A 21,986-nucleotide genomic window follows, 5' to 3' on the forward strand; every position below is an offset into this window, starting at 1 on the left:
CTTTCAAACATCTTTTCCCCCTTGAACCTTCAAAATTTCCTTTAGAAGTTCTTTGAATTCTCTCTGGATTTCCCTTTGTGCCTTGAGGAAGTTGTTGTTCATTTCTTCAAAGCGACGGCTTGTGTCATTCATGAAAGCTATGAGGTCAACCTTTTGAACTAAATTTCTTTCATGCTCTATGAGCTTCTTATCCTGCTGGAGTATCTTTCTATCAAGTTCGTGGTATCGTTCATGAAGAACTTTATCAAGCTGGTAGTGTTTTTCGTTCAATGAGTTAAATTTCTTTTCAAGTTCTTCTTCCAGTTGGGACTGTCTTTCTTCCCATGCTTTGAATTTTCTATCAAGGACAGCTTCAAGCTCCTTAAGGATTTTACTCTGCCCCTTCCACTTTTCATAGAGAACGTAAATCATGAAAATAACCGAGTAAAGAACAGGTGAACCTGCTGCATCTTTAAGGAGTGAGAAAAACATGCTATCCAAGTTTTCTCTCCTTGTGGGAATTTACACTTGAAGATAGCAGGGTTTAAGAGTAAAGGTGGTAAGGTTACCAGCGTTAATGAGCGTAGCCCGTGTTGTCTTCCCAGAGGTCTTTCATGAGCTTTTCAAATGCCCACTTAAGTTCTGGAGTTGCCTTGTCTATGGCTTCAAGGAGCTTTTCTTTGAAGTTCTGTTCTGAAACTCCTTGAAGGGAAACATTCAAGTTAACATTTACCTTTGGAGAAAAGCTAACAGTTTTGTTGCCTTGCTCTTTTACTTTTTCAATCTTTTCCGTAAGCTTTTCCATCTTTTCTTTCTGGGAGAACTGCTTTTCAAGAACTTTTTCGTGAATAGTTCTTTTCTCCTGCTGGTTTTGATGAATTTCCTTCTGGCGTATTTCCTCTCGTTCTCTAAGGGTTTCTCTCGTCTCTTTTTTCTGGTGAAGTTCTCTGATATGCAGTTTTTCGTAAACAACCTCCTTGTGAGTGGCTTTCTCGAATGCTTCCCTGACTCTTTCAGGTGGAACTACTCCTTTTTCTCTTAGCTTCTTTTTCTTTTCCTCTTCTCTTTCTTCGTCTCCGAAGAAGAATCCAAATACACCGGAAATCTTGTCTTTTAGCCAGTTAACCGCTTCAAGAGGCTTTTTGATCACAGAAAGTATTCCAGAAGTGAATGTTTCTATTATCTTTATGCCAGCTTTTGTAAGGTCAATCCCGGTTATAAACTCTACTGCAGATTTCACAGCTTTTAAAAGCAAAACAACAGGATGGTAATCCACAAAAAGTTTTAATCCTTTTCTCAGAAGTCCCGCAAGAGATTTAAAGCCAGACCTCAATAAAATCTACAATGGAAGAAAACTTAGACTTGACGGAACTCCAAATATCGTGCCACCTATTTTTGAAGTAAAGAACAGCGGCTATTGTAGCTCCTGCAACTGCGATTATCAGAGTAAATGGAGAAATGAGCATAGAAAGTCCACCTATGGCAAAAGAGGATGCTATTGCTACAAACTGGAGAACAGCTCCCACCATTCCAAGAACAGCTACAATACCTAAAATGGCAAGAGTGATTTTTGTTATGAGAGGATGTTTTTCTGCAAAATTTCCTATGGCGTTAGAGATTTCAAGAATCATATCTCCAACAGGCTTCAAATCTTTTGCAAGGTCATCGAAACTTTTCAGGAAAACTGTTTCCACTTTCCTCCAGGCATCTTCAAGTTTGTCAAAGAGGGTTTTGGACTCTTGAAACATCTGGTCTGTAGCACCCTTCCACTTTCCTAAAATTCTATCCGGGTCGGCTATTGCCTCTCCCATCTTTGCAAGAACCTTGTGAGTGATATCTTCTGTTCCTTGAATCCCGAATATCTGCTCCATTATGTTTCTGGCAGCTTGAACGTCTCTCTTATAGAGAACTGCTAAATGCTGGAGGAGTTTTGAGTAGCCCTCTTTTTTCTTCCTGTCGTTCCCGGTTTCAAAGCCTTCTCTTATCTCCGCCAAATACTGCTTTATCTTCCCTGCTTCGTGTCCAAACTTATCAACAGGGAGAAGCTGGTCAACTATTCCAGCTTTTTCTCCTTCTCCAACAAGAGCCTGCCAGATCGAAATGTCTGTAAGCCTTGCTTTGAAAGATTCTTTTACCGTATCAGCCAGCTTATCAAAGTTGAATGCTCCCTCGTTAGCTCCAGCTATCAGGTAGGCAACAAACTCCTTAGCCGATAGTCCTGCTTCTTTCATTAGCGGAGCGTATTCCCATAGAGTATCAAGTAGATCGTTAGCTTTGTCTCCAGCTTTTGTGAAGACAGTCGTCATAAGGTCTGTCGCCTCTTCTGCTGTAATGCCAAAGGCTTTTCTCATCTGTGCTATAGCTCTTGTTATCTCTTTTGTGTCCCACTCTGGAATTACTTTCTGGACTTTAAGAGCCTGGATTACAGCCTTTTTAAGTTCTTCCCCTTGAAGTCCTGTTAACTGGCGAATCTGGGTATAGACTTCTGCTATTTCTTCTGGAGCTTTTTCAATGATTCGGTAGATGTCAATGAGGTCTTTTTTTACTCTATCAAGGTCTTTAGTGGTTAGTTCTGTCCTTGCAACTATCAAGTGAGCCTGTCTGTCAAAATCAACCATTTTGTTGACAATGTCTTTAATGGCAAAAGAAGCAGAAGCTCCTATTCCTCCGAGAGCAGCCATTCTTTTGAGTCTCGCCCCGACTGTCATAAGACTCGAAGAAGAAAGCTTCTTTTCAAGTTCTTCCTGCTTTTTTGCAGTCTCTTCAAGCTCTTCCTGGTATTTTTCAAGATCTTTCGTGACGTCTTTCAGGGTAAACCCTTGACTCTGGAGAGCTTTTCTCAGAGTTTCTGTCCTTTTAGTAGCTTCTTCTTTCTCTCTGCTCACTCTGTCAAGTTTTTCCTTCTCTTCCCTCAGAGAAGAAGACACCTTTTCAAGCTTTTCCCTTAGCTCCTTTGCTTTGGCAGAAAGGTAAACGTTCCCCTTACCACTTTTCTTTAACTCCCTTTCAACTTTCTTAAGCTCGTCCTGAAGGTTCTTTTGTTCCCTCTCAAGGAGTGCTACAGCTTTTTTGTGTTCAAACTCAGCTTTTGAAAGCTTAAAGAGGGTATGGATTAGCTCACCGTAAGAATTAACCTGTTTCTTAGTCTTTTCGGGTAGCCTATCGTAAAGCTCGTAGAGATTTCTAATTTCTATGCCTTCTCTTTTGAGGGCTTCAGATAGTTTTTTTGACTCGTTTATAGCTTTTTCTTTTTCGCTTTTTATAGCCTCAAGCTTTCGTTTTTCTTCTGTTAGGGAAGAAGAAACCTTTTCAATTTCGGCTCTTAAAGTTCTAAGCTTTTCATCTAACTCTTTGGAACTCCTACCCTTACTTTCGTATTGAGCTTCTACCGTCTTGAGTTCCTGATTAAACTTTTCATAGGTAGATTCGAGGGCTTTAATCTTTTCTATCTGCTTTTGTTCGGCTTGTGAAAGCTCTGAAATTTCCTTGGAGAGCTTACCGAAGACTTCAACGTTTTTAAGCCTGCCGTCAAGGGTCTGGAGTCTCTTCTGGAGTTTTTCAGATAACGCTTCTATCCTGTTAACTTTCTGACTGAAAAGGTCTTTAACGCCAACAATCAACTGAAGTGCAAACTCTCTTCTTTCCACCATCAACCTCTTTTAAGAGCTTCTTCTCTTTTTTCAAGGAACTGCAAGGTAATTTCCAGAACGTAGTTAAGTTCTGAAAGGGGCATCTCTTTAACTTCGCTGTAGCAGTAACCAAACTCAACCAGGAATGGAATTGCCTGTTCTACGAACTCCCCGCTTCCTTTTGAAGTTGCGATAAAAAATCTTCGGAGATACCCAGCAGTTTCATTACAATTTCATCAAAATCCTCTGCCGATAGCTTTTCGGCAAGTTCGAGGGATGGTATTTTTACCCCGAAGTTACAGAGACGGTTGAGAATGCAGATAATAAAAGCGTCTCCGTCTTTTGTTCCAAACGTAGCCTGAGCTTCCTGTGCCGCTTTAATCCTGTCAAGGACTGTTATTTTCTTACGAGTGATTTTGACCGTTTCAATCCTTTTACCTTCTGCTTCAAACGGGTGCTTTAGCCTAACCTCTTCCACTTTGCTATCCTCCTTTCCTGACAGTGATTTTCGTCCTCCAGCCATTTTCTTTCGAGATTGAGTGAACAACTTTAATTGCCTGATACTTTCCAGCGATAAAACCGTAAAGTTCCTCTGGCAGAACTATGTAGTCTCCAGCATTAACAGGCTGACCGTAAATTGTAAAGGTGGCTTCTGCCTTAAGCTCAGACTTACTCTTTTTAATCACTGCCTTAACCTTTTCCTGAGCTTCTTTTAAGTTGTGGGCTATACCGTAGAGTTTAATTGTTTTCCCTTCTTTTACTTCCGGGTTTTCTTCCCGGTAAACGAGGGTTTCTTTTGAACCGGGCTTGTAGTATTCCATCTCAACAACTTTTACAGCTTCTTTCTTTGGTTTAAAGCGAATATCGTCATTCACCAAGTAAGGAGTAATATCCCACTCTCTTGTGGGTAGATTCCTGGCAAAGACCACAGTTCCAGCTCTAATGAAGAATTTGCAGTTGTATTCTCTTGCAATGCGTTTTAAGAACTGTTCGTAAGTCTCGTTAACTATGTCAATCCGGGTTAGCGGGACTTCTGGAGCGTCAACAAAGGACTTTTTACTGCACCTTACAATTATCTGGGAAACAAGGTCTTTAAGTGTAATGTTCTCGTAGCTTTCGTTTCTAACAACCTTGAAGGCTTTAAGGTCTTCGTAGTTCTGGGAAGTCGCCGAAATCGTTAGGACAGAGCCTTTCTCCCGTAAAGTGAAAGAGTCTCCAACGTAGAAGATTCCAAGGTGAAATTCTTGACCGTTGGCAATGATAGAGGCTTTTATTTGGCTGTTTTCCTCTATTGCCCACTCTTTTAAGAAGCGCCTGTCAGGATTGGAGAGAGTGAGCTGGAGTTCGTCTTTTGCCTTCTCCTCAATGGAATCCGTATAGATCACCTCAAGAATGAAGTCCGAGAGTTCCCGTGTAACATTCTTACCATTTATGAAAACCTTTATCTTGGGCTGTCTTATCAGGTTTTCCATGGCGGTGGTGGTAACTCCTTAGTAGGTTGTTCTTCAAGAACGGGAATTTTCAGCTTTAAACCCGCCGGTAAGGTTGGGGAGTAAAGGAGACTTGGGGGTATTTCCTTCTCATTGGCTTCCTGAATAAGGTAATACTTATCTGGAACACCGTAGAACTCATAGCTTATCAAGTCCCAGCGGTCTCCTTCTTTGGTTATGTATTCAGCGTAAGAAGTTGTCATTTCTAACCTCTATGAGTTTTAAGTTAACCGTTAGCTTCTTAATAGAGCCGTCAGGAGCAAATTCTGGAACTTTTTCCATCTCTTCAATCGTGAACTCTCCAAGTATCTCCTGACCTATTACAAGTAGCTGAGGTTGAACATTGTCCATTAGTCTCTTTAGCTTTTTGTAAGTGGCTTCTGGATCCTGTGAAAACGGATAAGCAATGGCAATGGTAAGTTCAATAACCCTTTCATTTTCTCCTGTATCTTCAATGAACGGGTAGCCATTAACTATTCTGTGTCTTGGTTTCCCTCTTGAAAATCTCTCCCGAAAGTTCCTTGGATTAATCCCCTGTATTTCAAAAGGAATATCTCCGAAAGCTCCAAATTTCACAGGATTAGCCATCTCTTACGACCTCTTTGACCGTTGGTACTTCTACTGTTTGCTTTATTTGAAAAACGAGCTTTATCTGGAATCTATCTTGAAAACCTGGAGCAGTTTTGAGGTCAAGAGGGTCCTCGGAGAAAAGAACTGGTTCAAGGTGTCCGTTTACGTCTATTGGCACGATTGCACATTCTCCAAAGACTTCAAAATCGCCCTCTTTCTCCGAAACTGGAGGAAGCTTTAAGTTAACGGGAGACTTAAAGAAATGTTGAATTAGAGAAGAATATTTAATTGCCTTAAAGAGCAAAACGTTATCTCTATTGCCAGTTCCTTTAACGTTTAAAACTATGTCAACGGGAAGCTCCGCAATATAGAAAACTGTAACTTTTCCTTTTTCTTCTTTCCTATCAAGTTGTCTGCCAAGGGAAAACTCTTTTGGCTGGAGTCTCACCTCTACAGCACTCATAGCAGGTGAAGGGTCTATAACCACCGATATTCTTAAAAACTTCTGAAACTTTTTTTCAAGCTCTATTAAATGCTTCACGACAGCTCCTCAAACAAGATTCTCTCAGCAAGTTCCTGTAGTCCTCTGAGCTGCTCTTCCGTGAGATACATAAACGGTCTTGCCGGGATGGTTACCTCTTCTTTCCTTACAAACAAAAGTTTTGGTTTGGACTTCTTTCGCTTAGCTGGAGGAATGCCAAGTATTACTCTTTTTCTGAAAACAATCTCCCAGCCTTCTCCCTTGAGCTTTTCAAGGTAACCTCTTACTCCCAGAGTTTCTACTTCTCTTCTAACTTTCTTGTCTGCTGGGATAACAAGGGTTTTGCTCTTTTTCGGAGTAATCGTTCCTCCAAAATGCTGAATTGGAGCATACCGCAGATTCGTTCCTGCTATTACTTTCAAACCTTCTACTTTTCCAGCAATAGAATTCCTTAAATGCCCTTTATCTCTTAATGGAGGTTTTCTCCCTTTAACTTTAAGGGTTATAGGAGCATTACGTGGTTCTTTAACATTATCAATATTCTTCTGAATTTCCCGAATAAGGAACGGTTTAATTTCTTCGGGAAGTTCCTTAGCTTGTTCTCCAAACTTCTTTACAGCTTCAACAAATTCAAGTAGCGGTTCCATCATAAGGCTTAATCTACAGTTCTTTCCTTTCCAAAGTGGTAAGGTTACCACCTGCCCTTTCTCTTTGCTCTACTATAAAACCACTATGAGTAAGAAACTGCTACCGGACGTTTTAAAAGGCGACAAAAGAGCAATAGCTCTTGCAGAGCTAATTGAAAAGGACAGGCAAGAGATCCAGGAGCTATTGCCGTTTCTCTTTGTTTATAACCTTTCCACACTCTCGGACTCTGAACTCGAAGACCTTGCCTGGCAGTTTGACGTTTCTAAAACTGCCTGGAAACTTACACAGGATAGAAGTCAGAAGGAAGAACTCGTAAAAAATGCAATCATTCTCAAAATGAAACTTGGAACACCGTGGGCTATCAAAAAAGTTCTGGAGATTTTGAAACTCGGAGGGGAAATACACGAATGGTTTACATACAACGGTAAGCCTTATCACTTTAAAATAGACCTGTTCTTTGAAGAGTTGATTAAGAACGGAATTACACTTACTCCCGAAATTGAAGAAAAACTTTTGAGGCTCATAAATGCCTACAAAAACGAAAGAAGCTGGTTGGAAGAGCTAAAGTTTAATGTCTTTTTTGAAAACGAACAGAAGATAGTTAGCTCTGGTGACCTCTCCACATTTACAAAAGCCACATTTGAAGAAGACAGTGAAAAGAAAATCCTTATGTCCCAGGATGGAGAATACAAAATCCTCGGAACTGGCATAAAGCCAGTTACTTTCACCACTGCCACTTTTGAGGAAAACAGCGAAAAAGTAATCACCGCTGGAGACGGAATCTCAATCTTTGCTGGAAACGTTACCGCAGATGGTTTCTTGAAAGCTTCCTTTGAATCAACAGAAACGGAATGGGATTTCTCCTCTACTTGTGCAGTTATAGGCAGTTTCAACTCAGTTGCCTTTATCAGGATTAACCTCACTGGAGGAATCAACTAATGGCAGAAGAAATTAAACTAATACCGATAACCACAGTAGCAGGTCTTCAAAAGTTCTTTCAGGTTAGCGGACTTCCAGAAGTAAGGTTAAAGCTCACACATATAGGTTTTGGAGATATAGGATATACTCCAAAGAAAAGCCAAACAAGTCTAAAAAACGAAATAATCAGAGTTCCAATTGCTTCTGGAAAGGTTTTCCCTTCCGATGGCTATATGGATCTATCGGCTCTTCTTCCAGAAGATGCACCCGAGTTCTGGATAAGGGAGATAGGCTGGTATCTTGAAGACGGCACTCTCGCTTTTGTCTGGTCCCATCCAGAAGTTCCTATTGCATGGAAAAACAAAAATCTAAAGCTTTTGACTGGAATATCTGTAAGAGTAACAGACGTTCCTCTGGACAAGATAGAGATAGTTGAAAGCAATCCTGACCTTAAGCTTCTTTACACGGAAGAGTTTGCTCAAATATCCCGAATTCTTACAAACCATGAAATAGCAATCATAGCCATTAAAGATAAGGCAGACGAAGCCATTGAAATTGCAAACGACACAAAAGAAAGACTTGAAGCTCTACTACCTTATGTCAGCAGTATTGATGAAAAGACAGCTGACATAGAGAACAACCTTCTCCTTGAACAACTTACAGACCAGACAGTCCTTGCAAGAATAGGGCAGGCTATTACCACCCTTACAGAAAAGCTAAACCTCGTTAATACAAGTAAACTTCAAGAGGTAGAAGAGGAAATAGACCGAATAGAAAAACTCCTCCAGCAGGTCAAGGACAAGGTAAGTTCTGATGTTATCACAGCTTTTCAGGTAGAAATAGATAACCTTAAGATTCAAATCAACAGCCTGAAAGATTTAAAAGCGGACATAACATACGTTGACAGCAACTTTGTCAAAAAGACTGTTCTTAACGAATTTGCTTCAAGGAATTATGTAACACTACTTCTGTCAAGTTACGCCACAAAAAGTTACGTTGATGAAAACTTTTTAAAGAAGTCTGAACTTGACCTAAAAGTTTATAGGTTTTCAACAGGATGGGAAGAAAAATGGTTAAAAGTGGCATCTCTGGACGGCATTAGTGATTCTGCAGGTTTTTCTCTACAGTTCAAAGTAATGAACAATGGAGATTATGGAAATCTTGGAAGAACAACGGAATTTGTGCATTTTACTGAAAGGGCTGGACACTTCCAGCTTACAAGATTTGTAATCAGTGACGTTGGAGATGCATACAGTGGGGGGAATCACGGCATTAGCGATTTTGGTTACGTAGTTACAGGAGACCATAAAGCCGACTTTTACATCAAACTGGCACCATACAACATGCCAGTAATAACAGACATTTTCGTATGGAACGGAACGTTACTTTTTGACAATCCTCTTGAGCTGACATCAGAACCGCAAAACATCCATTACGCCACAAAGAAAATGCTTTTTGAATAACAAACCTGTTTGAGGAGGTAAGTATGGATCTAACAAAAGCGATACTGGAACTTAAAGAAAACACTTCCAAACTTGTAGAGAGGATGGCAACACAGTCAGATAAGTGGGATCAGCAGGTTAAAGATTTAGTTAACTATGGAAAAAGTAAGATTGATGGGTTTATAGCCGGTGCGAGAGGAGAGTTTGTAGGAACTCAATTAATAGGAGCCAGCTGGAATGAAAACACTATTGTTGCCACGTCTTATGGAAGCTCCGGAACAATAACCATAGCAACAGGCTGTATTCTAAAGCATGATACAAACCCGAATGATGACGGGACGCCTACTCAATCAGACCTTTACGATGCAAATGGAAATCATTTGTTAACTGTTGATCTACATCCAATGGCTGATTATAAAACCGCTGTTTATAAAGCAGTTAAAGTTCACATAGAAAGTCAGGACACCGAAAGGAACTTTCACATTCAGGTGGATGTAATAAATAAAAATCCGAGAACCCGCTCTAAAAATTGTAGCTCTCAAGGACAAATTTGGATCTGGTTTAGCAGAGATGTTTTCTTGGATTTAGGTTTCGTGGTAGTTCCAGAATACTTGGGTACTACTCTTTTGGTTGATGGTTCTGAAACTGGAAATAGTAATCTACACCTCGCAAAAGGCTGGCACTTACTTCAATCAATAGGTAAGGATGTTGGTTCAATAATAGCTTGGGATCGTATAGATTTGCTCCGCTTTTCATTTGCAACAGATGATCCCTTAACACCAGTAGAGATTATCCTTACTCATCCATCATGCTTAGCTAACACAGCGCTTTCAGCAATTCTTGAAAAAGCTACTTAAGGAGGAAAGGATGGAAACCCTTGCGAAGAATGATCTGCAGGAAATTTGCTGGGATAGGAAATCATTACAAAAATGGATAGAGCAATGGGGAACATTACCCAGATTCGGGCAGATTGATGAAGGTGATGCGAAAGAGGTGGTAAAACAGGGTATTTCAAGTAGAACTGACTCCTACATCCACCAAAAACTCTCTGAATTAGACGAAGACCTTGCAGACATAACCTCAGAAGCTCAGGTAATAGAAGGAAGGATACTCTACATAGCTGCTAAAGAGAAAGTTACTATCACAACGGACGAAGTAAAACAGAAAATTGCTCTATTTGTAGCTGGAGCTTACACACAAGAACAGGCAATTGAAGACTTAAAGGCAAAAGGACTATCAGACGAGTCTGTCCAGAAAATCCTTCCTCTTCTTGCCCGTGCAGTGGAGATTGCAAAAATCCTTAACTGGAAAGAGGAAATCTGGGATAAGGAAGGAGAGCTTGAGAGTCAAATAGACTCAATGACTCTTGAAGAACTCCTCCAGCTTGATGTGAAGAAACTCTGTGAGGATGCCTATTCAGAAATTCCACTTGAGGTTTAACAATGGGAGCGAGAGACCTCCTAAAAGTGTATATCCTTGCTTCCATAGGGAAGTCCCTTACAAGCCAGCCTATAAGGATAAGGCAGTGGGGCTTCCCCTTTACTCATATAGCCTTCATTGTTGACCTTAAAGACAGGAACGATCCAGTTGTCATAGAAGCCTGGTGGAATGGAGTAAGATATGGAAAGTTTTCAGAAGTCCACACACCAGGGACAGAATTTTCAGTCTATTCCGTAGAAGTTACAAAAGAGCAGCGAGACGAAATCAGACACTTCCTCCAGAGACAGATAGGAAAACCTTACGACTGGCTGGGGATTCTGGGCTTTGTTTTCTTCAACCCGAATTTAGAGAGTAAGAACAGATGGTTTTGTAGTGAGCTTGTATTCACAGCGTTTAAGCAGGCTGGAGTAGAGCTTCTGAAAAACACTCATCCTTCAGAAGTCAGTCCGAGACTCTTTTTGAAAAGTCCACTCCTGGAGTTTGAATACACGACAAAGTTACCGGAGGCTCACCGTGGCAAGCAGGAAATTAGAAGACCTGCACCCTGTAACACGTGAGAAAACTGAGAAGTTTCTGGAAAAAGCAAAAGAAAACGGTATAGAGGTTCTCATTTATTGCACCTATCGCTCTCCAGAAGAACAGGAAATCCTCTACATGCAGGGCAGATTAGAACAGTTTGGAGTCACCTTAAAAGAATTGAACGAAAGAAGGAAAAAGCTCGGACTCTGGGAATTAACAGAAGAAGAAGCCAGGAGAAAAGTTACAAATGCAAAACCCTGGCAGAGCTTTCATCAATATGGACTTGCTTTCGACTGTGTTCCACTCCAGGGTGGAAAGCCAGACTGGAGCAACATTGAGGCTTACAGGAAGCTCGGAGAAATAGCTCAAAAAGTGGGCTTGGAGTGGGCAGGTTCCTGGAAGCAATTCCGTGAACTTCCTCACTTCCAGGATACAGAAACATTCCAAAAAATCGTTAGAAGAGGTAAATGATGCTCTTTGATGCATTGTTATCTCTTGGTTCAACCATAGCTGACAAACTCTTTCCAGATGCAGACAAGAAGTTGGAAACTAAACAGCAGAAAGAGAAGTTTGAACAACTCTATCGCATGGCACTTTTGGAAGAAGCATCAAAAGAAAACTCCGAATTCAGGAAGTTCATGCTGGAGTATGAAGGACGGTTAATAGACATCCCTCGCCCAGTTCAGTATCTAAGGTCCTCCGTAAGACCGATGATTACCTACCTAACTGTAAGTTCGTACGTTTATGCCTTCCTCCATCCTGAAAAGTTCACTCCTGACCAACTATCCATGCTTCACAACATTCTTCTCCTTGTCTTAGGTTTCTGGTTTGGAGAAAAACTCATAACGAGAACAGGACTTTTAGACCTCTTCAAAAAGAAAGAGTCTAAACCTTAAGGAGGTCTTCGTTGCTTTTCTGTCGTTCCCCTCCCATTCAAGCCGTTCTTTTATGAGTTCTTTTTTTTCTTTTCATTCAAAACTCAAAAGGAGGTTCCATTGTGTTTCCATACATCGGTGGTAAAAGCAGGCTTGCCAAGTGGATAATCTCTCACTTTCCATCGAATTACACGAAAATGACTTACGTTGAAGCTTTTGGGGGAGCTGGCTGGATTCTCTTCAAAAAAGAACCTTCCCTTGTAGAAGTCTACAATGATAACGACGAACTACTCGTTAACCTTTTCATTGTCCTGCGAGACCACTTTCAAGAATTCAAAAGAAGAGCCAAAAGAACTCTTTACTCAAGACGCCAATTTCAAATGGCAACAGAACAACTCAAAACAGGCTACTTCCGTGACAACATAGACAAAGCCATCGTCTTTGCCATCAGCGTAGTTCAATCCTTTTCAGGAACAAGAAACAGCTGGGGTTACTACATTTCTGCAAACACCAGAAAATCAAGTAGCACCCGCTGGCTTTCATTTCTGAGAAGACTCAACCAAATAAGAGAAAGATTGTCTGTTGTCCAGATAGAATGCCTTGACTTCCGAAAAGTCATAGAAAAATACGACACTCCCAATACACTCTTCTACCTTGACCCGCCATACGTCCAGAAGGAGCATTACTACCGAATGGGGTTCACAGAGAAAGACCACAGAGACCTTGCTGAAATTCTGAAAAACATCAAAGGGAAGTTTGTTCTCTCCTACTATCCTTGTGACCTCATAGAAGAACTATATAAAGGCTTCAACTGGTACACAAAGGAAGTTTCCAAGTCCAGTTACGGAGTGACTGGCTATTCAAGGATGAGGAGCCGTCCCAGAGGAACGGAGCTCCTCATAAAGAACTTTTAACCCGCCGTCCCCCTGAAGGGGGACACATAAATTATATCAAATCCCGCCGTTATTACGAACGTTTAACATTAAAAATAATTTTCATAGAATTACCTCATGGGAAAAATACAATTAGTGTCTAAGTTTTTGAAGGGAAAAAGTAAAGACGTTCATATTACGATTAATCCAGAACTGTGGAAACTTTTTAAGGACTATTGTGAAGAGCAAGAAGGTATCAAACCAAACCACAAAATATCGGAACTTATCCTGGAATTTCTGGATAAGAAGGGTGTCTTAGAACAGTATCAAAAATCTCCATCCTCTAAAGGTTCAACATAACCATGTTTTTCAAGCAAAGCTCCAACTGCTATATCGTCAAAAAGATTACTCCTGGCAAGCCATTCTGAATAGCGGAGGTTTCTCAGAACAGTCCTATCTCGACGTGATAACCCCTCATACATATCTTCTCTATTCCAGATTTCTCGAAGGTCTATCAATTCTTCCTTCATAAAAACCTCTCTCTCCTGACGATTTGATCGTATATCCAAGTCTTACATTTATAGAACTTCCATCTTCATTGATTTCTGTAACCTTAACAGTAGTAATAGAAATTGCAGGAACATTTCTACTAACATCTTTATAGATTGATCCAACCAAAACAGGAACTGTGGTTATTCCCTCGTCAAGATAATCCCAAATACCACATCCATATTCTGGGTCAAGAGTCTTTTCCCCTTTACGTGTCAAGAGAACCATTTCTATCTGCTGGTTAATGTCCTCTGTTAACGATGAAAACTCAATACCAAAAAGTCTTCCACCCATAGTAATTCTGATTTTAATCTTCCTCTGTAACTCTTGCAACTGTTAAGTTAGCCTAACAAATTTCTCAACTTTTTCTTTAAAATCAAGAAATAGATGAGAAAAATTCCCGCAAAAATTTCTCAACTATTTCTTTACTTTTTGAAAATTTCTCATCTTTTTCTTGATTTTTTAACAGTTAGGAGTTCCTATTTCTCACTTTTTTCTTTTACGCTTAGAAAAGCTAAAAACCCTACAAAATTTGGCAGTTACATTATGAAAAGAAATTTCTCAACTTTTTCTTTACTTCAGTCTTTGGATTAACTGCTCTTGATACAGTTCCAGAGTCGGTAATTATGGACCCTTATCTAATGGCAACTGTATCTAACTTCATAGGAAGGTGTACTTTTATAGAAATCGTTGCAGGTGTAAAGGACTTCAATGACGTGCTTACTTCTGATGATTTGCTTTCTGCATTGTCAACCAACAATACTGCTTTTCAATCGCAAATATACACTTCTGATAATCCAGCTGGAGAATGGAAAACCTGTAAGGATGTTTATCAATACATTGCAACAGAACTTCCAAGCCATGTTACAAATCAGGTAGCTCCTTACTTTGCCAAAAGAGTTATGGGGTTAACTTCCATTAACAACCTTCTTACGACAGAAATTCTTCAGAAATTGGGAGTTGCAGGTCAGTACTTTTTAAATACATCCCTGACTGGTCAGAAAATGCTTGAACAGGCAGTACTTTCAAATGCTTTCTGGAAAGGAGCAGATTTGTTTTCCCTTGAATATGGAGATCCAGCAGGATATGCAGCTTCAGTAGCTGAAAAGAGAGCAGTTTCTAATTGGGCGGTAAGTGCAGAACTTGCTAAAGAGTTTATTCCTCTGATACAGCAAGTTCTACAGGGTTTAATTCTCGGTCTATTTCCGGTTGTTTTTATCATTTCCCTATTTCCTGGTAGGATGAAAGTAATTCAGGTTTACTTAACACTTCTCTTATGGTTGACTTTGTGGGTTCCTGCCGAGGCAATAGTCAACCTGATTGCCTGTGAGTGGGCTGATGACCTGCTGAAGCCGGCGATAGGTGGGAACTACAGCATTATGTATCTTACTGCAATGTCAAGATACACTGCTGGTGCTGTTTCTCTGGCGGGGAATCTTATGTGGTCTGTTCCTTTAGTGGTTTATGCAATGATTAAGGGTTCTGAGATGGCAGTTGTTTCTCTTGCAGGAAGAGCTGGAGCAGTTCTTCAGGGAGCAGCTGCTTCTACATCGTCAGAAGTTGCTACTGAGGGTGGATTGCAGTCTCTTGCGAGGCAGGGGCTTGAATCAGAAGCGAGAACAATGAAGGAGTCAATGTCTTCTTCCAATACTTTAAGACCTACGGCTGCTCAATGGGATGAACTTGCAAGAAGTTGGGGAGTTGCTCATGAAGATGCTGTTAAGGCTTACTATCAATATGCTCATGGAGCAGATGAAGTTTTTCACTCTGCAAGCAATAGGATGGCTGAATCAATGGCTTCTGGAGCTGTAGGAGATGCAGGGACAAGGGAAACTGTTGGGACTGTGAAAGCTCAAAGAGATATAGCTAATCAGATGGCTTTTGAAAAAATTAGGGAAAGGCTTGGTTTTCATACCGCTGGTGAATTTCAAGAGTTTATGACTTCAACAGGACTCATGCAGGACTTTGGTAATAAGGTAGCTTTACAAAGAGCTTATGAACATGCTAAAGCGGAAGGTTTTAAAGGGAACTTAGCAGATTTTCAGGCAAGTATTTCTGAGGCTCAATATACGAAAGCCTATGAAGATTCCGATTATGCAAGGCTTATAGCTGATAGAGATTATGGTGGTGATCTTGGAGCATTCTACAGAAGCCAGATAGCTTACCATCAGGAGATGATTCAGGGAATTCTGGATAAAGCTAAGGAGCACGGTTTAAATCCTGCAGATATGGGAAGGCTTGAAGGACACATAAAAGCTCTAAGTCAGATAGGAAGAGCAAGAGGAATAGAAGCAGAAGGAGAGAGAACCTTTATACAAGCTGAAGCTGGAAAAGTTCTTAACGAAGGTGCAAAGTTTGCAGTGTTTTCTATGGCAGCTCAAAAACTTGGATTCAAGGGAAAGGATGCTTATGAAAAACTGTTTAGCTATCTCAAGGCTCATCAAGGAAAGCTCTCTATGGTTTTGAATGAGGATGAAGCCAAGCATTTGTCAAGAATTCTGGGTAAGGAACTACATGCAGGTTCTTATGAATTGTCTATAGACGATAAAGGTAACGTTGTTTACGCGGAAGGCAAAACAGGAACGAAAATCTGGGAAGGCAGCTCGGTAGTAGAAGAAAATAAAGTTGCAAGCACTTCCCTGTCAAAAGCTCAAGCTCAAAGAATTGCACAAGCCTTCGATAATGCTCTCAAAGCTGGAGATAAATCAGCTCTTGCCGTTGTTAGTGCTTTGAGAAAGAGGGGAATTGATGTCTTTGATGAAAATGGAAACTTTGATAAGGATAAGTATGCACAATGGCTTGAAGGTCAAAACGTTCAGGCTACTTTTGGTAGAGATGCTCTTGGTAGAGAAGTGATAACCTCATTGAGAGGAGATAAGGGCATTCTGTTTATGAGCGAATCAGGAATTAGCATTAAAGATGTGAATCTGGATCAGGAAGTTGACAAGAAAACTCTTGAAAGCACTTCTCTATCACGTCAGCAAGCTCAAAGAGTTGCAGAGGCTTTTGATAACGCTCTTAAATCTGGAGATAGGTCAGCTGTTGCTGTTGTGAATTCTCTGAGGAAAAGAGGGATTGATGTTTTTGATGAAGGTGGAAGATTTGACAAGGATAAGTATGCAGAGTGGCTTACAGGTCAGAATGTGCGGGTTTCATTTGGGACAGATAAGCAAGGTAATCAAGTCATTACGTCAATGGTTGGGGATGATGGGATTATTTTCAGGAGCAAATCTGGAATTACAAAAGAGAGTCTTGATTTCGATAGATTCACAGGTGTTGTTACTGATCCTAAAACGGGGAAACCCACATTCGTCGATGGTTATCTTCACCCTGTCCAAATGAGAGCTACTGATTATGTTAATAAGTTCGTGGATGCTTATAAGAAACTTGATGAAGCCGGAATAGCTGGTAGATTTAGGAATGTTGGAGCAGTAGGAGAGATTTCGACTAATAAAGCTTATTATTCGCCAGAGGAACTTCGTAGGCTTGAAAGTGATTATGAAGCATACAGGAAAGGAATTGATAAGCAACTTTCCCTAAATGACTATGTTAACTATCTCCAAAGTGGTCAGCAAACGATTCTTCTTGATGAAAAAGCTCTTGAAACCTTGTCTAAAAAGATTCCTGAATTTAAGGATTTCACTCCTGGAAAGTTCATAACAGTGTCAAAAGCAGATGATGGTTCTATTACCTTTACTCAGGATGACAAATCAGTAACGATAACAAAATCTCAAGCTGTCACGATAGGTGATGATGTTTTCATTTCTGGAAGGAGCTCAAATGTTTTCCATAAGGAATATACAAAGGATTATCCTGGTTATGTCGGGAAGGAAAAAGCTATTGTTCAGGAAGCTGGTAAGTATGAAATGGATCAATTTGGGCAAGCTTCCTATGACCCATATAATATTACGAGGAGTGTCATTAACAACTATGTCCGTGATACGGGATTCAATTATAGGAACTGGAAAACTTCAGTTATAACTGGTATTATGAGAAATTTAGGTGCAAGTGATGAACTTACTTATGCTGCTACAAGATTTAGTATTGATGCGACAAATACAGTTGAGGTCATAGGAACAGCCGTTTTTGGTAGGAATTTCATGAGAGGCGGTCTGGTAGAAGCTGGAAAAGTAATATCTCGCCTGCCGTTTTCTAAAAATGTTGGAAGAGTTGTTCCTTATGAGGCTTCAGCTTTTCATAGACCACCTGAAGGACCATCGCCAATAATAATCCCTTAAATGGAGGTTCTCAATGAATGTTTGCTGGAAAGTTTTGAGAGTTAGGGATGGAGTAATTGCTCTTTTCCCAGAAGATTTCTCTTTGAAAGAGGGTTCAGTTGCCATTAATTCGGATGAATTGGGAGTCTATCTCCAGATAGATGAAAAGGTCAGAATGTATTTAACAGAATCTTTGATAGCCTATCTTCAGGATAATCCAAAGATACACCTTGCATATAATCCTGTTGAAGCTTACGATTTCACGGTCTGGAAAGGAACAGTAGAGCTTGATAAGAATGCCATAGAAAAAATTTTCGTTGCCATTTCAGTAGCAAGCGAATTAAAAGGAAAGGATAGTAATGAAGGGGAAGATGACCTGTTGGCTAATAAAGGCAAGGAAAACTAAGTTCCTTGCCTTTTACAGCTATTTCCACCATCTGCTGAGAAAATAGCCAAAAAGAAATCCGTTTGCAAATTCATTGTTCACAGTGTAGTAAGGAGTTCCTTTTAACCACGGTCTTGGAACAGCAAAAAGGTATATTAGTGTTAGTGGCCACCATACTCCCAAACATCCACCTATTATTACTGCTGGAATTTTGTCAAGTAATGGATAGTGCGTCAATACTGCACCCAAGGTAATAATATCTACCATTGTTACAAATCCATATATAGCCCACAAAAACCAGAGAAAAAGGTCCTTGATTTCTCCTGGATGAAAAGTTTCCTCTTCTTCCTTTAGCTCTTCTCCACCTTCAACCATAGCCAGTTCATCAGCCTTTGGATTGATGACTACCTCATGCTGGAATTCTGTTTCGGGTTCAGTTTTCTGCTCTTTGCTTTTTTTCTTGCTTAGTCTCTTGAGTGCATTAACATAGAGAGCATCCAGTTCGCTGTTAACATCGTGGAGAACTTTCTTCCCTTCAATTTCTTCAGCAACAAGGATTCTTGGAGTTTGGTTGTTGTGAGTGTTCATGGCTTCTCTTCCTTCCATAGCTCTTACCTCCTTAATGTTAATATCGTAACTAAAAATGCCTTTTAAAGTTCATATTCACACAAACGTTTGCATTTTCTCTTCTTTTATTTGCCTTTCCCTAAATTTTATCCTTGTCCCTAATAAGCGTTTTTGAATGGGATCAGTGACTCTGACTGTTAGTTTTCCTCTGGGTCTATCGCTAAGTTTGACTTCAGCTATTAGCTTGGCAATTTCATCTGCAAAACTGTGAGAAAGCACGTCGATTCCAGAGAAGTCGATAACTACATCTTCTCCTTCAAAAATCAGCTTCCTGATTTTGTTTCTGAAGCTTTCTCCTGCACTTCGTGTAGATAGCAAGTTACCAAATAATTCTTTAAGCATGAAAGTTTTCATAACCGTCCTCAGAATAAGAATTCATCTTCTTCAGGGAATCCAATATCGTCATAACCGAATATGTCTATTATCATATCCTTGCTTAAAGTGCATAACGGAAAGGAAAATCTAATTGCCACTCCATTCCATTTGTATGGTAGTTTCTGGATGCTACCATTTTTAAACATAGCACTTCCAGAAAAAATTATCAACTCTCCTCCTGCTTTGTTAACGAGTTTCCAGCTATATGGGATTCCATTCCCGCCACCTCTCAATACGTCGCATGTTCCATCTATATTTTCTTTTAAAGTTGCAATTTCCATAGCTTCCAGATCGGAAATGTTTTGAAACTCCTTTCTTATACTTAGAGAACCTTTGAATCCGATCCCACAATCTACAATGGAAAATTCCACTTCTTTTCTTCTGGGATAAACCATGCCACAGAGTAAGCCGCCATTGGGAGACTTGGCGTGTCTAATGACATTATCCATGAGTTCTTGAGAGATATAGACTATTGCATTTATGTCTTCTTCGTTCAAATCAGTTCTTTTTAGAATGCCGAATATTTCTTGAAGATAGTTGTCAACTTCTTCTAACGAAGAAAATTTTCTGAACTCGATAAATTTGCCGTAAGAATTGTGATATTGACGATTGTCCTCATAGTTTACTGTGCCATATTCTTTAATTCCCATTCTTAATAAGAAGTTTCTTACATCTTCGTTTTCAAAACAAAAACTCGGATAAATAGAGTTGTTGCTGATGAACGATAGTAACATAGAAACACTAAATATATCTGCCCAGTCTCCCTTAAAATTTATCTTTGGAGATGAAACTCCAGATTGTTTAATATTCTCAATAAGCTTAAGAGCGTTGAAGGCAGCCTGTAAATTGTACATTTACTAAGATCCTCCCTGCAGTCGTAACTCTATTTATGAATTATCAACTTTCAAGCTCTTTCAAGTATTTTTCGAGTGCTTTTTCAACTATTTCTGACTTAGTTAGTTTTTCTTTCTTTGCAAGCATGCGTTTTGCAATGATTTCATCCATTTTCTCGTGGAGCACTTTAGAAATATAGAGTGTTACTCTAACCTTTTTTCCCTTCTGTTTCATTTGCCCTCCTAAAGAAAGTTCTAAAAAAAGTTTACTGCATTGAGCTATATTGTCAATAAGTTTCCGATTCTTTAATACTTGACGTAAAGATGCAAATACGTTATACTACCTATAATCTCACTTAAAGGGGGTAATTGATGGCTATCTATCGTTGTGATGGAGTTACACTTCAAGCCAGGTATGTGAATGACTTACCTTCTATCAAGGAAGGAAAACCTGTCGAAGAAATCAAAACTATCTGGAGAGGGAAGCTCTCGGAACTTGTAGATGCTCTTGTAGAGGAATTTTTAAGCATAGAGAATTATTCAAGGATAGCCCGTAGCTGGCTGAATGCTCCTGTCTATGATGCGAACCTTCTGGAAGAGGGAATGCACTTAACGAAAGGGATAAAAATTAGCCTTGCAAGGATAGAGGAACTGCTTGAGGCTTTAAGTTTAGTGTCTCAAAAGTATAACGGTGGGGAATTTCCCATAGACGATAGAGAAGTTTGATTTTTCACGAGAGGGAACATTTATGAAAACAAGAGCTGAAAAAATCAAACAGGCAATTAAGGAAACTCGTGAAAAGAGAAAGAAACAGGTTTGCAAGGTTTATCAACTTAAACTTCAAAACTTAACTGATAAGGATATAGAACGGTTTAACAGGCTTTTTCTTGAAGCCAAATGGTTCTATAACTATGTGATAGCTGACCTTCCGAATAGGTTGAAATATGAAACTTACAAGCTAAAGGAAGTTGAAATTAAGACTCCAGAAGGATTTGAGAGAAGAGAACTAACAGTAATTTCTTCTCAGATGAAACAGGGGATTCTTGAAAGAACAAGGGATGATTTAAAAGCTCTTAAGTCTGCAAAAGGAAATGGTTCAAAAGTTGGGAAACTGAACTTTAAGTCAGAAGTTAACTCTATACCGCTAAAGCAATATAGGAACACTTACGAAATTTTCCGTGGGAGTAATAAAGTAAAGATTCAAGGTTTCAAGAAGAAATTTCGTATCCTTGGACTTCATCAGATACCCGAAAACGCCGAATTTGCCAACGCCTACTTTGTAAGAAAGCCATCGGGATTCTACATCCACGTTACCTGCTATCTACCCAAAGAACAGGTAATCAACGAAATAAAGGAAAAGCAGATTGATGAACCTATTGGAGTAGATTTAGGAGTTAAAGACCAGCTTACTCTATCCAATGGAGAAAAAATCAGATGGCAAGTCCCAGAAACAAAGAGGCTTAAAAGACTCCAGCAGTCCCTTGCAAGGAAAAAGAAAGGTAGTAAAAACTATTGGAAAGCCTTAATGAAAATCAAAAGAGAGTATGAATACTTAACTAACAAGAGGAAAGACTTCCTGAACAAGGCAGTCGCTCTCCTTAAACGATTCAAATTCATAGCCATTCAGAATGATTCAATCAAAGGTTGGCAGGAAGGACTGTTCGGTAAGCAAGTTCATTACTCAGGAATAGGAGGAATAACTGCAAGGTTACGCAACCTTGCGACTCTTATTCCTGAGATGGTTAAGTTTGTTCCGAGATTTGAACCTACGACCCAAACCTGTTCAAAATGTGGACATAGGCAGAAGATTTCTCTATCGCAGAGAGTCTTTAAATGTGAGAAATGTGGGCTTGAAATTGACAGGGATATTAATTCGGCATTGGTCATTTTGAAACTTGGATTAGGAGCGGGGAAGGAAAACCCCGCTGTATAAATTAAACCCTACCCGTGGACTGCGGGGAAGTTAAGCCTGTGGAGAGGGGAAACTCTCTGTGAAGCAGGAAGCCCCTTACTTTAGTGAGGAGAGGATGTCACCTCCTATTGAAAAGTTTTACCTCCTCAAAAAACAGTTCAGCTTTTCATTATATTTCACTACATTCCACTACAAAACATCAACCCTCAACCCTTGATTTATCAC

Annotated in this window: 27 protein-coding genes; 12 read left to right on the top strand and 15 right to left on the bottom strand. The window is 39.9% G+C overall.

Annotated features, from left to right (window positions below; all coding sequences use genetic code 11):
* Positions 1-3: 3 nt before the first annotated feature.
* The 9 genes from ACYQ3A_RS00780 to ACYQ3A_RS00820 all read right to left on the bottom strand — a co-directional run bounded on the left by ACYQ3A_RS00780 (position 4) and on the right by ACYQ3A_RS00820 (position 6,799).
* Positions 4-480, bottom strand: a complete 477-nt coding sequence (locus tag ACYQ3A_RS00780) for a hypothetical protein (protein WP_163328750.1) — start codon at positions 478-480, stop codon at positions 4-6.
* Positions 481-553: 73 nt separating this feature from the next.
* Positions 554-1,312: a hypothetical protein gene (locus tag ACYQ3A_RS00785; RefSeq protein WP_459894613.1), complete on the bottom strand. Its 759-nt coding sequence runs from the start codon at positions 1,310-1,312 to the stop codon at positions 554-556.
* Positions 1,296-3,629: a phage tail tape measure protein gene (locus ACYQ3A_RS00790; RefSeq protein ID WP_459894616.1), complete on the bottom strand. Its 2,334-nt coding sequence runs from the start codon at positions 3,627-3,629 to the stop codon at positions 1,296-1,298. The genes ACYQ3A_RS00785 and ACYQ3A_RS00790 overlap by 17 nt, the downstream gene beginning before the upstream one ends.
* A 139-nt stretch (positions 3,630-3,768) precedes the next feature.
* Entirely contained in the window at positions 3,769-4,086 is a 318-nt protein-coding gene (locus ACYQ3A_RS00795; RefSeq protein ID WP_163328745.1) for a hypothetical protein, read from the bottom strand.
* Positions 4,087-4,090: 4 nt separating this feature from the next.
* Positions 4,091-5,080, bottom strand: coding sequence for a phage late control D family protein (locus tag ACYQ3A_RS00800; protein ID WP_459894619.1), 990 nt, complete (start codon positions 5,078-5,080; stop codon positions 4,091-4,093).
* On the bottom strand, positions 5,068-5,301 hold the full coding sequence (locus ACYQ3A_RS00805; RefSeq protein ID WP_163328741.1) for a tail protein X: 234 nt from the start codon (positions 5,299-5,301) through the stop codon (positions 5,068-5,070). The genes ACYQ3A_RS00800 and ACYQ3A_RS00805 overlap by 13 nt, the downstream gene beginning before the upstream one ends.
* Positions 5,282-5,686 (bottom strand): phage tail protein, encoded by a 405-nt coding sequence (locus tag ACYQ3A_RS00810; protein ID WP_459894623.1) that lies wholly within the window; start codon positions 5,684-5,686, stop codon positions 5,282-5,284. The genes ACYQ3A_RS00805 and ACYQ3A_RS00810 overlap by 20 nt, the downstream gene beginning before the upstream one ends.
* Positions 5,679-6,209, bottom strand: a complete 531-nt coding sequence (locus ACYQ3A_RS00815) for a hypothetical protein (protein ID WP_459894626.1) — start codon at positions 6,207-6,209, stop codon at positions 5,679-5,681. The genes ACYQ3A_RS00810 and ACYQ3A_RS00815 overlap by 8 nt, the downstream gene beginning before the upstream one ends.
* Positions 6,206-6,799 carry a phage virion morphogenesis protein gene (locus ACYQ3A_RS00820; RefSeq protein WP_459894629.1) on the bottom strand — a complete coding sequence of 198 codons (594 nt, stop codon included), beginning with the start codon at positions 6,797-6,799 and terminating at the stop codon, positions 6,206-6,208. Before ACYQ3A_RS00820 ends, ACYQ3A_RS00815 begins: the two co-directional genes overlap by 4 nt.
* Positions 6,800-6,881: 82 nt before the next feature.
* Here ACYQ3A_RS00820 and ACYQ3A_RS00825 point away from each other — a divergent pair, with 82 nt between their 5' ends.
* The 8 genes from ACYQ3A_RS00825 to ACYQ3A_RS00860 all read left to right on the top strand — a co-directional run bounded on the left by ACYQ3A_RS00825 (position 6,882) and on the right by ACYQ3A_RS00860 (position 12,905).
* Complete coding sequence (locus tag ACYQ3A_RS00825; protein ID WP_459894632.1) at positions 6,882-7,736, top strand: phage tail protein I; 855 nt, start codon at positions 6,882-6,884, stop codon at positions 7,734-7,736.
* Positions 7,736-9,178 (top strand): phage tail-collar fiber domain-containing protein, encoded by a 1,443-nt coding sequence (locus ACYQ3A_RS00830; protein ID WP_459894634.1) that lies wholly within the window; start codon positions 7,736-7,738, stop codon positions 9,176-9,178. The genes ACYQ3A_RS00825 and ACYQ3A_RS00830 overlap by 1 nt, the downstream gene beginning before the upstream one ends.
* Before the next feature lie 23 nt (positions 9,179-9,201).
* Positions 9,202-10,014: a hypothetical protein gene (locus tag ACYQ3A_RS00835; protein ID WP_459894637.1), complete on the top strand. Its 813-nt coding sequence runs from the start codon at positions 9,202-9,204 to the stop codon at positions 10,012-10,014.
* A gap of 10 nt (positions 10,015-10,024) precedes the next feature.
* Positions 10,025-10,597, top strand: coding sequence for a hypothetical protein (locus ACYQ3A_RS00840; RefSeq protein ID WP_459894640.1), 573 nt, complete (start codon positions 10,025-10,027; stop codon positions 10,595-10,597).
* Between the two features lie 2 nt (positions 10,598-10,599).
* Complete coding sequence (locus ACYQ3A_RS00845; protein WP_459894643.1) at positions 10,600-11,154, top strand: YiiX/YebB-like N1pC/P60 family cysteine hydrolase; 555 nt, start codon at positions 10,600-10,602, stop codon at positions 11,152-11,154.
* Positions 11,111-11,587: a M15 family metallopeptidase gene (locus ACYQ3A_RS00850; RefSeq protein ID WP_459894645.1), complete on the top strand. Its 477-nt coding sequence runs from the start codon at positions 11,111-11,113 to the stop codon at positions 11,585-11,587. Before ACYQ3A_RS00845 ends, ACYQ3A_RS00850 begins: the two co-directional genes overlap by 44 nt.
* Positions 11,584-12,012, top strand: a complete 429-nt coding sequence (locus ACYQ3A_RS00855; RefSeq protein WP_459894649.1) for a 3TM-type holin — start codon at positions 11,584-11,586, stop codon at positions 12,010-12,012. Before ACYQ3A_RS00850 ends, ACYQ3A_RS00855 begins: the two co-directional genes overlap by 4 nt.
* Positions 12,013-12,113: 101 nt before the next feature.
* A complete protein-coding gene (locus ACYQ3A_RS00860; protein ID WP_459894652.1) occupies positions 12,114-12,905 on the top strand; it encodes a DNA adenine methylase in 792 nt (263 codons plus the stop codon).
* Positions 12,906-13,189: 284 nt separating this feature from the next.
* Here ACYQ3A_RS00860 and ACYQ3A_RS00865 read toward each other — a convergent pair whose 3' ends face one another.
* Together ACYQ3A_RS00865 and ACYQ3A_RS00870 are read right to left on the bottom strand one after the other, a co-directional pair.
* Positions 13,190-13,393 (bottom strand): hypothetical protein, encoded by a 204-nt coding sequence (locus tag ACYQ3A_RS00865; protein ID WP_459894655.1) that lies wholly within the window; start codon positions 13,391-13,393, stop codon positions 13,190-13,192.
* The gene (locus tag ACYQ3A_RS00870; protein ID WP_459894657.1) at positions 13,353-13,706 is read right to left on the bottom strand and encodes a GPW/gp25 family protein; all 354 of its coding nucleotides are present in this window, start codon (positions 13,704-13,706) and stop codon (positions 13,353-13,355) included. Before ACYQ3A_RS00870 ends, ACYQ3A_RS00865 begins: the two co-directional genes overlap by 41 nt.
* 236 nt (positions 13,707-13,942) lie before the next feature.
* On the opposite strand from ACYQ3A_RS00870, the gene ACYQ3A_RS00875 reads away from it, so the two are divergent.
* Complete coding sequence (locus ACYQ3A_RS00875) at positions 13,943-17,650, top strand: conjugal transfer protein TraG N-terminal domain-containing protein (RefSeq protein ID WP_459895002.1); 3,708 nt, start codon at positions 13,943-13,945, stop codon at positions 17,648-17,650.
* 13 nt (positions 17,651-17,663) lie between these two features.
* Positions 17,664-18,035 carry a hypothetical protein gene (locus ACYQ3A_RS00880; protein WP_459894660.1) on the top strand — a complete coding sequence of 124 codons (372 nt, stop codon included), beginning with the start codon at positions 17,664-17,666 and terminating at the stop codon, positions 18,033-18,035.
* Between the two features lie 18 nt (positions 18,036-18,053).
* Here the strand turns inward: ACYQ3A_RS00880 and ACYQ3A_RS00885 are convergent, their stop codons facing one another.
* Genes ACYQ3A_RS00885 through ACYQ3A_RS00900 form a run of 4 tightly spaced genes read right to left on the bottom strand, consistent with a single transcriptional unit; the run spans position 18,054 to position 20,084 of the window.
* The gene (locus ACYQ3A_RS00885) at positions 18,054-18,620 is read right to left on the bottom strand and encodes a hypothetical protein (protein WP_459894663.1); all 567 of its coding nucleotides are present in this window, start codon (positions 18,618-18,620) and stop codon (positions 18,054-18,056) included.
* A gap of 57 nt (positions 18,621-18,677) precedes the next feature.
* Positions 18,678-18,995, bottom strand: a complete 318-nt coding sequence (locus ACYQ3A_RS00890) for an STAS-like domain-containing protein (protein WP_459894666.1) — start codon at positions 18,993-18,995, stop codon at positions 18,678-18,680.
* Between the two features lie 8 nt (positions 18,996-19,003).
* Entirely contained in the window at positions 19,004-19,870 is an 867-nt protein-coding gene (locus ACYQ3A_RS00895) for a hypothetical protein (RefSeq protein ID WP_459894668.1), read from the bottom strand.
* A 43-nt stretch (positions 19,871-19,913) separates the two neighbouring features.
* A complete protein-coding gene (locus tag ACYQ3A_RS00900; RefSeq protein WP_459894670.1) occupies positions 19,914-20,084 on the bottom strand; it encodes a hypothetical protein in 171 nt (56 codons plus the stop codon).
* A 137-nt stretch (positions 20,085-20,221) separates the two neighbouring features.
* On the opposite strand from ACYQ3A_RS00900, the gene ACYQ3A_RS00905 reads away from it, so the two are divergent.
* Both ACYQ3A_RS00905 and ACYQ3A_RS00910 read left to right on the top strand, forming a co-directional pair.
* Positions 20,222-20,575, top strand: coding sequence for a hypothetical protein (locus ACYQ3A_RS00905; protein ID WP_459894672.1), 354 nt, complete (start codon positions 20,222-20,224; stop codon positions 20,573-20,575).
* 22 nt (positions 20,576-20,597) lie between these two features.
* Complete coding sequence (locus tag ACYQ3A_RS00910; protein WP_459894674.1) at positions 20,598-21,782, top strand: RNA-guided endonuclease InsQ/TnpB family protein; 1,185 nt, start codon at positions 20,598-20,600, stop codon at positions 21,780-21,782.
* The last annotated feature ends 204 nt before the right edge of the window (positions 21,783-21,986 follow it).

Source organism: Desulfurobacterium crinifex, from assembly GCF_054656775.1.